We start from the raw sequence: 13,059 nt of genomic DNA, 5'->3' as shown, positions 1-13,059 counted from the left end.
CGGGCATCCGCCAGTCAATCCCAGCAAGCCAAAGCCCAGGTTCTCTCTCGACCAGCTGGAGCTCATCTATGTGTGATTTTCCCGGGACAGCCCTGCGCTTGCGGGGGAGGGTTGGGGTGGGGGTGTCTCCGCGTCGGGATTGTTGAGATTGGGGAGGATATCCCGCCGTGGCGAGAGCCCTCACCCGCCGCGCTCTGCGAGCGCGCCGGCCTCTCCCGCAAGCGGGAGAGGCCGAGCAAGCCCGCGGACAGTCCGCGTGAAATCCATATGCGATTGCCCTGCCTCCAGGGGAGGGTCAGAGAGATTCGCCCCTCACGGCAGGCTGACGAACTCCACCCAGTTCGGCTTCTTGCCGGCGGGATAGGATTTCAGCTTGGCGAGCGCGCCGCTGGTCTGGTCGATCGTATAGACCGTCATGCTGTCGGACGTCTCGCCGACCGCCGCGAGATAGCGGCCGGTGGGATCGATGTTGAAACCGCGCGGCTGCTTCTCGGTCGGCACGCTGCCGATCGTGGTCAGCTTGCCGCTCGCCGCGTCGATCTTGTAGGCGGTGAGCGTGTTGGTGGTGCGCTCGGAGGCGTAGAGGAAGCGGCCGTCCGGGGTGATGTGGATGTCGGCGGCCCAAGGTTTGCCGGAAAAGCCTTCCGGCAGCGCCGTGGTGCGCTGGATCTCGCGCCATGCGCCGCTCTTCGCCTCATAGCTGAAGGCCGCGACGTCGGCGTTGAGCTCGTGGATGAGGTACACGAACTTGCTATTGGGATGGAACACGAAGTGCCGCGGCCCCGATTTCTCTGGCACCTTGATCGCCGGCGGATCGCTCGGTGTCAGCGAGCCAGTGGCGGCATCGAACGCAAAGCTCAGCACCTGATCGGAGCCGAGATTGGTCGCAAACACGAAGCGGTTGTCGGGCGACGGCAGGATCGCGTGCGCGTTCAGCCCGGTCGGGATCACCTGCTTCGGCTCGCCGGCGAGGCCGTTTGCGAGCAGCGGATTGACCGCGACCTTGTTGCCGCCATAGGAGGCGCTGAACAGGAATTTGCCGCCGCGGTCGGTCGCGATATTGGCCATGCTGTCGGCGAGCGGTCCGCCGCCGATACGGCTGAGCTGTCCGGTTTTGGGGTCGATCGCAAAGCTCACCGCCTGGAACGGCTGCGAGCGGATGCCGGCGATCAGCACGCGCTTGTCGGGGGTAACCGCCAGCGGCGTCGAGGAGCCGGGCTTCTCGACTCCGGCGAAAGCGGCGGTCTGCAACGGCACCATCTCACCGCTCGCGTCCATCTTGAACACGCTGATGTCGTTGCTGTCGGCGTTACCGATATAGGCGAAGGTTTCGGCCATGCCGGTGCGGACTCCCAAAATGAGGGCGAGGAAAGCGAGCAATGTGGTGGTGATCGCAGCGCGATGCGCTCCGGATGCGATGCGGCGTGTCGGTCTGAGCATGGGCGTTCCTCCTTGAACCGGTGCGGCGTTGTTGTTTTGCGGCAGAGGATAGCGGCAGGCGCCCCGTCGCACCAAACTCGAATTGGGATCGATCGATGCCGAAATCGTATCGGTCGCGGCTTCTACCGCACCGCCGCTGCTAGGCTGCGGGAGGGGACATGCGGGCCGGAGCCGTGCTCGGGCGGTCCCAGAACGGTCCACACGGCAACCGCAAGCAATGCCGAGGTCAGGATGGTCCAGGCGACCAGTCGTTTCCGCATCAGCCGGATCCGTCGTCGAAAATCCCGTGCGAGAACCATCGTGCACTGCAAACCGCGGCGATCCTATGAACTCGTTCACAGCCGAAGGGCGCCAGCGCCATTGCAAGGCAAGCGGGATGAAGACGTCGTGGCAAAGCGCCACACCGGTCAAACCGATCGTGGCTCGCGGCCGACCAACAAGAAATAGCGCCGCGCTTCGCCCGTATATTCGCGGTGCCGGTCACGGCCGCGCATCGTCCGGGGAACGGTGGCCTTGTTCCGTGGGACCCCGGTCTCGCGGCCGGAGGATACTCAAACGGAGGCCGGCAACGGAGGCTAGTAAGTGTTTTGGATCTATTGGGACACCGCCTGGTCGCTCATCATCAGCGGCATCATGGTCGCCACCATCGTCGCGCATCCGGACGCCGAGCTCGCCGAAGTGCGCGCCGCCAGGCGGGGGACGTGAACGTCCGGTATTCCTGAAGCTGGCCTTGCCACCCCGGCTTCGCCTCCACGGCGAAGTCAGGCCGCCGCCTGCGCCGACAGCAACCGCTTCAGCTTCGCGGCCGGCACCGCCGGGCTGAACAGCCAGCCCTGCATCTGGCTGCACCCGAGCTGCCGCAGCACCTCGCGCTGCGCCTCGGTCTCGACGCCTTCGGCCGTCGTCGCCATCTGGCGCGCGGCGGCCATGTGCACCACCGCCCGCACGATCGGCGAGGAATCATCGGGCTCGCCGATATCGCTGATGAAGCTGCGGTCGATCTTGATCTTGTCGAACGGGAATCTGTGCAGATAGCTCAGTGAGGAATAGCCGGTGCCGAAATCGTCGAGCGCGATGCGCACGCCGAGCTCGCGCAGCTGCTGCAGGATCGTCAGCGCCTCGGCGTCGTCGCGGATCAGCACCGTCTCGGTGATCTCGAGCTCGAGCCGTCCCGGCGCGAGGCCCGATTCCGCAAGCGCGGCGGCGACCTTCAGCGCCAGCGTCCTGGAGCGGAACTGCACCGGCGACACGTTGACGGCGATATGGATATCGCCGGGCCAGCTGGCTGCCTCCGTGCAGGCCTGCCTGAGCACCCATTCGCCGATCTCGCCGATCAATCCGGTGTCTTCGGCGACCGGAATGAACTCCGCAGGCGAGACCATGCCGCGCTCCGGATGGTGCCAGCGCAGCAGCGCCTCGCAGCCGGTCACCACATTGGCCGCAAGATCGACCAGCGGCTGATAGTGCACCTCGAACTCGCCGCGGGCGAGCGCCTGGCGCAGGTCGAATTCGAGCTGGCGGCGCTGCCTCGCCTTGGCATCGTATTCGGGCACGAAGATGCGGAAGATACGGCGTCCCTCCGATTTCGCCGCGTACATGGCAAGATCCGCGCGCTTGAGCAAATCGTCGAGATTGTCGCCATGGTCGGGCGCGATCGCGATGCCGATGCTGGCGTCGGTCGGGATCTCCTGGCCGTTGCAGTCCACCGGCGTGCGCAGCGTGTTCAGGATCCGCTCCGCCAGCGCGGTCAGCTCGGCCGGGTCGCGGGTAGCCGCCTTGACGATGGCGAATTCGTCGCCCCCAAGCCGCGCCACCAGATCGTTGCCGCTGACGCAGGCGCGCAGGCGGTTTGCGACCTGGCGCAGCAATTCGTCGCCGACCTCATGGCCGAGCGAATCGTTGATGCCCTTGAATTCGTCGACGTCGATATAGAGGATCGCGAACGGCTTGCCTTCGCTGAGCTCCGCAATGCGGCGCTCCAGATGGCCGCGCATCAGCACGCGGTTGGGAAGGTCGGTCAGCGCGTCGTAATGCGCCATATGCGCGATGCGCTCGTCGGCGCGGATGCGCTCGGTGACGTCGTCATGGGTGGCGAGCCAGCCGCCGGCGGCGCCGGGCTGGTTCTTGATCTCGATCAGGCGGCCATCGGCGGTCTCCACGATAGCGCTCTGCGTAAGCCCGACATTGCTCAAAATCCCGTCGCAATAGGAATCGACGTCGCCGTGGAACGAGCCGGTGTCGTGGCGGTGCTGGATCACGTCGCGGAAATGGACGCCCGGCTTCACCACGGCGGTCGACAGTTGGTACATCTCGACATAGCGCCGGTTGCAGATGATGAGCCGCTCGTCCTGGTCGAACATCAGAAGGCCTTGCGTCATCGTGTTCAGCGCGGTGTCGAGCCGCTGCTTCTCCAGCGACAGCCGGTGCGTCACCTGGCGGAAGATCAGGAACAGCGTGATCACGAGCAGGCCGACCGACAGCACCGCGACGGTGACGAAGAACTTGGTTTGCGTGCGCCAGGTCGCGAGCGTGGCGTCGAGCGATCTGGTCGCGACCACGACCAGCGGCTCGCCGGCGAGCAGGCGCGCGGCGACGATGCGGTCCTTGCCGTCGATCGGGCTTGCAAGCTGGGTGGTGACGAAGGTGCGCTCGAACACGACCATCTGCTCCGGCGAGCCCGTGCGGTAATTCCGCCCGATCATGTCGTCGACATGCGGAATGCGCGCGAGCAGCTGGCCGTTCTGGTGGTGCATGGCGATCGAGGAGTCCTCGCCGAGCCCGGTCGAGGCGAAGAACGATTCGATCTGGTCCGGCGCGATCGCGCGCGAGACGATGCCGAAGAACTCGCCGCGAGGCCCCGACACGCGCCGGGCGAACACGATAACCGGCGCGTGGCCGATCCGGCCCGCCACGACCTCTATCTCCTCCTGCGATGCCGGATCATACTTGAGCCGGTTGAAATAGCCGCGGTCGGCGACCGAAATATCGGCGACCGGCCAGCGCCGCGACGAGTTGATCAGCACGCCGCTCGCATCGAACAGATTGGCACCGGCGAAATCGGTCCAGCCGCTGGCTTTGGCGCGCAGCGCTTCGTGCACGGCGAGCGTGGCCATCTCACTGCGGAAGACGTCCGGGGATTCGATGCCATGGCTTTCGAGCTCGGCGATGATGCTCTTCTGCAGCACCGCAAAATCCTCGAACTCGCGGTCGAAATGCCGGGCAAGCAGCCGCACCGCGCTCTCCAGGCCGTCGCGGCCGCTCTCGATCGCGTTCTGCCGGAAGCGGTCGACGGTCAGCGCCGTGCCGATGGCGGTCGCGGCCATCAGCACGAAGCCGCCGACGATCAGCCATGTCAGCGGCGCGCCGCGCCAACGGCGAAGCAACGCGCGCATGCGCGCGCTCCATCGGATCGATGTGCCCATCCAGCCCTCCCGTGGGATGCAAGATGCGGCAAAACCGACAAGACCGGGTTACCTGCAAGGGTTAGGGAAGTATGAATCGGAAGCAAATCGGCGGGTTCCGGCGAGCGCGGGTGAAGCGGCCAGGGCGGCGCGCCGGGTCATCCGCGGCGCCTGGAAGCGAAGCGTCGATCATCCCATCGGCCGTCTTGCTGCCGTGGCCAAATCGGCGCAGGCTGGCGCGGTTGATCTGCGACCAAGGGTTTGTTTTTCGATGATAACCGTATCCAAGGCCCTCATTGCATTCTGCGTGCTTGCGGTCGTCGGCACCGCGCTGGTGATTGGCCCCACAGAGCTGCGCCGGTTTCTGCCGGGCGGTGCGCCGGCCGAGATCGCCGTCGCCGCCAAGCCCGAAGTCAGGCCCGAGCCGAGAGCAGGGGAACCAAAGCTCGCCGCTGGCGCGCAGCTCGCACCATCCGCAGCGCCGGCTGCCGCGCCGCAGGCGGGCGCCGTGGCCGAGACGCAGCAGCAGGTCGCGGCCGCGCTCGCCGATGTCGCGCCGGTCAAGCCGCCGGCGGCTGCAACCGATGCCGGTCCCCGTTTCGACGTGGCCCGCATCGACGATCATGGCGAATCGGCAGTGATCGCCGGCCAGGCCGCGCCCGGTGCGAAGGTCGAGCTGCTGCGCGACGGCAAGCCGCTCGACAGCGTGGTGGCCGACGCATCGGGCCAGTTCGTCATGACGCCGCCGCAGCTTCCCGCCGGCACCTATGAGCTGACGCTGCGCGCCAAGGCGCCGGATGGCACCGTCACGCAATCCGGCCGCACCATGCCGGTGACCATTGCCGAAGCGGCACCGCCGCCCGCGCGACCCGCGCCGCTTGCCGTCAGGCAGGAGGCAAAGCAAGCCGACAAGCCGGACGACAAATCCGACATCGTGGCATCCTTGCCGTCACCGCGCCTTGCCTCGGCGCCGGACAGGGCCGCGCAGCGGCCGCCGAAGCCGAGGGCTTTGGCAAGGGCGCCGGCCGAGGCCGCTGGCGCGGCGGTCGCATCGGCTTCGCCCGCGGAGGTGTTCGGCGCTGCGCCGACCGAGCAGGGCGGCAGCCGGGTGATTTCCCGCGGTGACAGCCTCTGGGCCCTCAGCCGTCTCGCTTACGGTGACGGCGCCCGCTTCGCGGTAATCTTCAAGGCCAACCGCGCCAAGATCCACAATCCCAATCTGATCTATCCCGGCCAGACTGTCGTGCTGCCGCCAAAGCCGCAGTGAGTCGGCGGTCTCTCCTGACCTAGCCGGCGGAGTTCGGCCGCAGTTGCGATGAAGGTGCGCTCCCTCTCCCGCTTGCGAGGGAGGGCAATCGCATATGGATTTCACGAGGATTGTCCATGGGCTTGCTCCGCCTCTCCCGCTTGCGGGAGAGGCCGACACGCTCGCAGAGCGCGGCGGGTGAGGGCTCTCGCCACGGCGGGATTTCCTCCCCAATCTCAACAATCCCGACGCGGAGACACCCCAACCCCAACCCTCCCCCGCAAGCGGGAGAGGAGCCCACTGCCGATGTCGCCGCATCGTGCACCTATATGCGATTGCCTTGCGCTTCCGGGGGAGGTGTTTCCGCAATGAACGGCCCCTGTGTGGAGAGAGCCCCCACCCGGCGCTTCACGCCGACCTCCCCCGCAAGCGAGAGAGGTAGAGCCGAACCCGCGGCGCCGTATCGCGATGGACGGCAATCCGCTGGACGCGCTCTTGGACTATATGCGCTCGCGCTTCAGCATGTCACATCCGAGACCCGGGAACCTTCAGTTCCCCCGTGCGTCATTGTGGTACGGCGCGATGCGCTTGGCGTGGGAGGAGGGCCAGGAAGTGGTCGGCTCGGTGGTCGGGTCAGTGGTCGTGTCGAGACCGCGCATGGGACTGGTGCTGGCCGGCGCGGCCTTGGTGGCTCTGGTAGTGCTGCTGCCCAATCGGGCCGAGGCGCAGTTCGGGTTGCGCGGCGGCCCGCTCGGCGTTGCGCGCTTTGCCGTCGGTCACATGATCGGCTTGTCGCGCCTGCGCCATTCCCGCATGGCGGTGCGGGGCGGCCGGACCCGCTCCGCTGCGCTGCGGTCTCAAGACCCCCGTTATGATCCCCGTGGCGCCGAGCGCGCCCAGCTCGCCAATCCCTACGTTATGCGTGTGGCACTCACGGCACAGGCTGCGCTGTCGGGCTGGCACGGTGGCCGCCGCCCGCAGGGCTGGTGGCGGCACCCCGACGGCAGCTACGGCTGGGCCGGCCCGGTGTTCTGGCCGTTCGCGCATGACGATCTCACCAATGCGGTCATCTTCGCCGATCCGACCAGCCTCTCGCTCTATGGCTATGGCGACATCTATGCCGCGATCTTCGCGCCCTATGCGGCCGCAGAGCTCGCCGCCTACACCGCGCCGCAAGGCCGGCGCGCGCGAAAGGTCCCCTCAGCCGAGAATGTCTGCGATGCCAGCGACACCGGCGGCATGCCGGTCGAGCGCATCGTCGCCGCGGTGCAGCCGAACGAATCGCAGCGCACCGCGCTCGACGAGCTCGCGACCGCCTGGAATGCGGCGGGCGACACTATCCGCGCCGCCTGCCCGGCGCAGGCGCCTGCCGCGGCGGCGGATCGCCTCGCCCTGATGCGCGATCGCCTCGAGGCCATGATCAAGGCGGCGGACGCCGTGGCGCCATCGCTGGCAAAATTCGTCGATCTCCTCGATGAGAATCAGAAAGCAAAGCTCGACGCATTGGCAAAAGACCGCCGCGCCGCGCTTGCCTCGATCCAGCAAAAGAACCCGCAGGCATCGGCCTGCGAGGCGGACAGCGATCCCCGCTATGACGAGAAGGCGCAGCGCCAGTACGAGCAGCTCGTGCAGCAGCAATGGCCCGTGGCCGACATCGCCGCCACGCTCCGCCTCGACGAGGTCGCCCGCGCGAGATTCGACGTGCTCCAGGACACCACCCTTCGCGCGATGGAGACGCTAAGCGCCTGTCCCACAAAGCCCGAAGCAACCCCGCAAGCCCGCCTCGCCGCCGCCAAAGCGCGGCTCGAAACCATGCTGCAAGCCGTGAACGGCGTCGCCGATGCGCTGGATGATTTCGAGGCGGACCTAAGCGACGAGCAGAAGGCGGGGTTTGAGGCGATCGGGCCGAAGCGGGGGGCGTGATTGGCGGGCCCGCGTAGTCCTTCTCTCCCCGCAAGCGCAAGTCAATCGCATATGAGCATTCACAGGAGGTCGTCATGCCCGGGCTTGTCCCGGGCATCCACGTTCTTCGTGCTGCGTGGCCACGCGTGGATGGCCGGGACAAGCCCGGCCATGACGCCGTGAGGCCCTGGCGCCCAAACTCTAAGGTCATATGCGATCGTCCCGCCCGTCGTCGGAGGCGGGGGAAGGGACCGCACAGCGCGACGGATTGCCTGCAAGAGCCTTCCACAGCGCCCGTCATCACCCCAAAGCTGCACTTCGCTTCCCCCTTGGCATTTGCTATTGCAGCCTCCGGCAAGCGCAAATCGAGGCAGGGAATGCTCACGGGTGAACTACGTTCCAAGATCGACAACGTCTGGAACGCTTTCTGGGCAGGCGGCATCGCCAATCCGATCGAGGTGATCGAGCAAATCACTTACCTTCTCTTCATTCGCGGCCTCGACGACGTGCACACGCTCGAAGAGCGCAAGGCCACGCGTATGAACCGGCCGATTGAACGGAACATCTTCCCGAAGGGCAAGGACCGCATCGGCAAGGGCGGCGGCATCGCCTACGAGGAGATGCGCTGGTCGCGGCTGAAGAATAAAGACCCCGCGACGATGTTTGCCATCGTCTCCGAGCACGTCTTCCCGTTCCTGCGCAGCATGGCCGAAGAGGGCACGGCGCACGCGACACACATGAAGGGCGCGCGCTTCACCATTCCAACGCCCGCGCTGCTCGCCAAGGTCGTCGATCTCCTCGCCGATATCCCGATGGAGGACCGCGACACCAAGGGCGATCTCTACGAATACATGCTCGGCAAGATCGCGAGCGCCGGGCAGAACGGCCAGTTTCGCACGCCGCGCCACATCATCGCGCTCATGGTGGAGATGACGGCGCCGACGCCGAAGGACGTGATCTGCGATCCCGCCTGCGGTACCTGCGGCTTCCTGGTCGCGGCCGGCGAATATCTCCGCGACAACCATCCAAAACTGTTTCATGACAAGGCAAGCCGCGATCATTTCAACGAGGAGATGTTCCACGGCTTCGATTTCGACGGGCACGATGCTGCGCATCGGCTCGATGAACATGACGCTGCATGGCGTCGAGGACCCCGACATTCGCTACAGGGATTCGCTGTCGCAGGAGCATGCCGGCGACGAAGATCGCTATTCGCTGGTACTCGCCAATCCGCCGTTTGCGGGATCGCTGGACTATAAGACGACGGCGAAGGACCTCCTGGCGATCGTCAAAACCAAGAAGACCGAACTCCTGTTCATGGCGCTGTTCCTGAAGCTGCTGAAGCCAGGCGGCCGCGCGGCGGTGATCGTCCCGGACGGCGTGTTGTTCGGCTCCTCCACTGCGCATAAGGCGATCCGTAAGATCGGTCGAGGATCACAAGCTCGATGGCATCGAGAGGCTGCCGTCAGGTGTATTCCGGCCCTATGCCGGCGTATCGACGGCAATCGTTCTGTTCACCAAGACCAATTCCGGCGGCACCGATCACGTCTGGTTCTATGATTGCCAGGCTGATGGTTTTTCACTGACGACAAGCGCAACGCCTTGCTGCCGGCCGACAAAATCGGTCCGAGCGTCGCGCTCGAGGGCGGCGAGCATGCGAAGAACAATCTTCCCGATATTGCTGCGCGTTGGAAGCAACGCGCTGGCGCTGAGCGTGGCCGGGCCACGTACCGCGCAGAGTTTTTGTGTGCCCAAGCCGGAGATCGCAGCGGCGGGCTACGATCTCTCCATCAACCGCTTCAAGGAAGTGGCTCACGAGGCGGCCGAGCATCGGCCGCCAACCTGTCACCTTCAGCAATCACTTCGTTCGTATTCGTACAAAGGACAACTCGGTAGAGCCTGCGTATGTGGCCCGCTGGCTGCAGAGAGAATTCGAACATCGACGCTTCGCCTCCATGTGTAGAAGTTGGGTAAATCAAGCGTCCATCACTAAGGATCAATTGGCCTCACTTAGTCTTCCGCTTCCCTCCCTCGACGAGCAACGACGGATCGCGGCGATCTTGGACTGCGCCGCAAGCGCAAGCGCGCGCTCAAGTTGCTTCAAGAAATAGCCGCTTCGCTCACTCAAGCGTACCTAAGTGGCCCGAGTGCGACGAACTCCATTGAACTTGGGAAGGTCATGACGGACGGACCAACCAATGGACTTTAGAAGCCGTCAAAGGAGTACGGGGAGGGAGTGCCAATCCTGCGAATAGATAGTTTCTGTGACGGAAGGATTGTAGATATCCGCTCTCTCAAGCGTCTTAAGGTGACTTCTTCTGAGATGGCAAGATTTCAGCTTCAAGTAGGTGACATAGTAATCAATAGGGTCAATAGCCTCGAATATCTGGGTAAGAGCGCCATGATCGACTCGCTCTTGGAACCGACTGTGTTTGAATCGAACATCATGAAGTTCTCGGTCGATTCGTCGATCCTGTTGCCGGAAGTCTGCATTGCGCTGCTGCAGACATCAGAAATTCGAGATCAAGTTTTGGGTAAAGCCAAGAACGCCGTGAACCAGTCGAGCATCAACCAAGGCGACGTCCGTAGCTTGCGTATCCCGTTGCCGAATATGCGAGAGCAGCTCAATTTTCTCCGCTGTACGAAGAAAATTGAATCCATCAAGGCCGCGGCTGTCGCTGGTCAGTCGAGGCTAACATTGTTATTCTCCTCCCTCCAACACCGCGCCTTCTCCGGGCAGCTCTGACCATGCAGATCGAGTTCGATTGGGACCGGCAAAGGCGGAGAGCAATCGACGCAAGCATGGGGTTGCTTTCGAGGAGGCGATGGGCGTTTTCGGCGATCCGCTAGCCTTGTCGCTGCTCGACAAAGAGTCTGGCGAAGGGGAGGAGCGATGGGTTAGCATGGGCCGGAACCCGGCCGGCAACCTGCTCTTGGTCGTGCATACCTATGCCGAGCTGTCCGCGGACCGGGTGTCGATCCGTATCATTTCGTCGCGCCACCCGACCCGCCGCGAGATCGGGTCCTATGAAGATGGGTGATCCGATGAAGGACGAATATGATTTCTCGACCGCCGAGCGCGGCAAGTTCTTCCGGCAGGGCGCGCGCCTCGTGCCGCCGGTCCATCTCGAGCCCGATGTCCTGGCCTATCTGTCCGAGCTGGCCGATGCGAAGGGAACCTCGCTAAACGAGCTGGTGAACACCCTCCTCAAGGAGGATATCGAGCAGCTTGACGCGGCCAAGTGAGTCCCGCCGCCGCGCTAACCAACTCGTATCATGATGCGCGCGGGCGATCGACGATCCCGCAGGGGTTGCATCGGTCCCTTGGAAGTGGAACGATATCCTCTAGCATGGAAGCCCGTCGCGTGAGCGGCAGGCTGCTGCCGGGGGAGAAACGCGCCATTGAGCTGCGATAATCGCCAGATTGCACGCATTCGCGCCGCGGCGGACGCGACCTGAGCCGATGTCGAACTTCACCTTCCTCGCAGCCGAATTCGCCACCGTGCATGAGGCGGCGCTCGAAGCCGAGAGTCAGGCTGCGGTTTCTCCCACGGCTGCGGCTTTCTTCGCCGGCAAGACCGTCGAGATCGCGGTGAAAATGGGCGTTCAAGTCCGCTGCCCTATCAGGACAACATCGCCGCCCTCCTGCATGAACCGAGCTTTCGACGCGCCGCGGGCGAGGCCGTGTTTGCCAAGGCGCGCTACATCAACACGCTACGCAATCGCGCGTGCACGAAGAGCGAAAGATCAGCTCCGGTGACGCCTCAGGCGCGGTGAAGGAACTGTTTCACGTCTGCTTCTGGTTTGCGCGCACCTACGCCAAGGTCAAACCGGCGGATCGCCTGACCTTCGATCCCTCCGTGCTCTCGCGCCGCGACGAGGTGCTAAAGAAGGCGTTCGTCCAGCTCAAGACGCAGCAGGCCGAGCTCGACGCCAAGAACGGCGAACTGACGAAGCTGCTGCTCGACAAGCAGAACCTCGACGAAGAGCTGAAGACAATCCGCGCCGAGGTCGCCGCTGCCCGCAAGGCGGCGCAAGCGAAGCCTGATAGCCACGACTACAATGAGGCCGAGACACGGGATCGCTTCATCGATCTTTTGCTGCGCGAGGCGGGCTGGGCGCTCGACCAGCCCGACGACACCGAGTTTCGCGTCGAGGGGATGCCGAACAACCAGGCCATTGGCTTCGTCGATTACGTACTCTGGGGCGCGGACGGCAAGCCGCTCGGCCTGGTCGAGGCCAAGCGGACCCGCAAGGATGCACGCGCGGGCCAGCAGCAGGCCAAGCTCTATGCCGACTGTCTGCAGGCACGTTATGGCCAGCGGCCGGTGATCTTCTATTCCAACGGCTATGAGCACTGGATCTGGGACGACACCCGCTAGCGGAAGCGACAGGGGTAACGAAGCGCGAGACATTGACTGCAAAGCGACTGGCCATGTCCGGCCGTGCAAGTCGGGCCAGTCATTGCGCTTTGATTCGGAAGTCGATCCCGTGGTCGAGGATCAGAGAGATGTTGGACAAGCACCGTCGCCCAACGAAGGATGGGACAAGTCCACGAGTGAGATCTGATTATGAGCGATATTAAACTCTTCCGAATCGCAAATGGGGCTGTGAATGAGTTGGCAGGAACGACCGACGCAACAGAGAAGTCAGTTCAAAACTTTTTCGAGAAGAACTTGGAGGCGCTCCTAGACGACCGATTCCATGAAACCAGCCCTCACGGAACTGAACGCATGCTGGAGGCTTCCTCGTTTGAGATTGGCTGAACGAGGATTGGTTATCATGGCGACATGGCGGCAAGCAGTTGAGCTGGCGATGAGCGAGGCAGAAATTGAAGCGTTGACGGCTCTTTCGCGATCCCGAACCGAGCCGGCGAGCCGGGTGTCACGGGCCACGATGCTGCTGGCCTACCGCGAGAACCCATCGTTCTTTGCCGTGGGACGAAGACTTGGCGTGCATCATCAGACGGTCCAGCGCTGCGTTGAGCGGGCGGTCGCTTATGGCGCGCTGGCGGCACTCGACGACCGACCGCGGCCGGGCAAGGAGCCGGTGATCACGCCGGAGGCCAAG

Annotated in this window: 11 protein-coding genes and 2 pseudogenes; 10 read left to right on the top strand and 3 right to left on the bottom strand. The window is 64.4% G+C overall.

The window, feature by feature from the left end; translation table 11 throughout:
- Window positions 1–312: 312 nt before the first annotated feature.
- Window positions 313–1,440 (bottom strand): lactonase family protein, encoded by a 1,128-nt coding sequence (locus IVA82_RS43290; RefSeq protein WP_247387424.1) that lies wholly within the window; start codon window positions 1,438–1,440, stop codon window positions 313–315.
- Between the two features lie 122 nt (window positions 1,441–1,562).
- Window positions 1,563–1,700, bottom strand: a complete 138-nt coding sequence (locus tag IVA82_RS43285; protein WP_247387423.1) for a hypothetical protein — start codon at window positions 1,698–1,700, stop codon at window positions 1,563–1,565.
- 322 nt (window positions 1,701–2,022) lie between these two features.
- On the opposite strand from IVA82_RS43285, the gene IVA82_RS48720 reads away from it, so the two are divergent.
- Window positions 2,023–2,145, top strand: a complete 123-nt coding sequence (locus tag IVA82_RS48720) for a hypothetical protein (RefSeq protein WP_346658773.1) — start codon at window positions 2,023–2,025, stop codon at window positions 2,143–2,145.
- A 56-nt stretch (window positions 2,146–2,201) separates the two neighbouring features.
- On the opposite strand, the gene IVA82_RS43280 is transcribed toward IVA82_RS48720, so the two are convergent.
- Window positions 2,202–4,862 carry an EAL domain-containing protein gene (locus tag IVA82_RS43280; protein ID WP_247387422.1) on the bottom strand — a complete coding sequence of 887 codons (2,661 nt, stop codon included), beginning with the start codon at window positions 4,860–4,862 and terminating at the stop codon, window positions 2,202–2,204.
- Between the two features lie 250 nt (window positions 4,863–5,112).
- Between IVA82_RS43280 and IVA82_RS43275 the strand changes: the two genes are divergently transcribed.
- From IVA82_RS43275 to IVA82_RS43235, 9 genes and pseudogenes are all read left to right on the top strand, one after another.
- Window positions 5,113–6,108, top strand: a complete 996-nt coding sequence (locus tag IVA82_RS43275; RefSeq protein ID WP_247387421.1) for a LysM peptidoglycan-binding domain-containing protein — start codon at window positions 5,113–5,115, stop codon at window positions 6,106–6,108.
- Window positions 6,109–6,669: 561 nt separating this feature from the next.
- On the top strand, window positions 6,670–8,010 hold the full coding sequence (locus IVA82_RS43270) for a Spy/CpxP family protein refolding chaperone (RefSeq protein ID WP_247387420.1): 1,341 nt from the start codon (window positions 6,670–6,672) through the stop codon (window positions 8,008–8,010).
- A 356-nt stretch (window positions 8,011–8,366) separates the two neighbouring features.
- Window positions 8,367–9,829: pseudogene (locus IVA82_RS43265) on the top strand (class I SAM-dependent DNA methyltransferase); the annotation flags it as partial.
- On the top strand, window positions 9,735–10,100 hold the full coding sequence (locus IVA82_RS49280; protein WP_247387419.1) for a restriction endonuclease subunit S: 366 nt from the start codon (window positions 9,735–9,737) through the stop codon (window positions 10,098–10,100). The pseudogene IVA82_RS43265 and the gene IVA82_RS49280, both read left to right, overlap by 95 nt.
- Before the next feature lie 290 nt (window positions 10,101–10,390).
- On the top strand, window positions 10,391–10,735 hold the full coding sequence (locus IVA82_RS43255; RefSeq protein WP_247387418.1) for a hypothetical protein: 345 nt from the start codon (window positions 10,391–10,393) through the stop codon (window positions 10,733–10,735).
- A 19-nt stretch (window positions 10,736–10,754) separates the two neighbouring features.
- Window positions 10,755–11,030 carry a BrnT family toxin gene (locus IVA82_RS43250; protein WP_247387417.1) on the top strand — a complete coding sequence of 92 codons (276 nt, stop codon included), beginning with the start codon at window positions 10,755–10,757 and terminating at the stop codon, window positions 11,028–11,030.
- Window positions 11,017–11,235 (top strand): hypothetical protein, encoded by a 219-nt coding sequence (locus tag IVA82_RS43245; protein WP_247387416.1) that lies wholly within the window; start codon window positions 11,017–11,019, stop codon window positions 11,233–11,235. Before IVA82_RS43250 ends, IVA82_RS43245 begins: the two co-directional genes overlap by 14 nt.
- 482 nt (window positions 11,236–11,717) lie before the next feature.
- Window positions 11,718–12,371 (top strand): type I restriction endonuclease, encoded by a 654-nt coding sequence (locus IVA82_RS49275; protein WP_247387415.1) that lies wholly within the window; start codon window positions 11,718–11,720, stop codon window positions 12,369–12,371.
- Between the two features lie 322 nt (window positions 12,372–12,693).
- A pseudogene (locus IVA82_RS43235) lies at window positions 12,694–13,059 on the top strand (hypothetical protein); the annotation flags it as partial.

This window comes from Bradyrhizobium sp. 142, assembly GCF_023074015.1.
Taxonomy (GTDB): domain Bacteria; phylum Pseudomonadota; class Alphaproteobacteria; order Rhizobiales; family Xanthobacteraceae; genus Bradyrhizobium.
The sequence above is the reverse complement of the archived record's forward strand: the minus strand, read 5'-3'. Positions and strand labels throughout refer to the sequence as shown.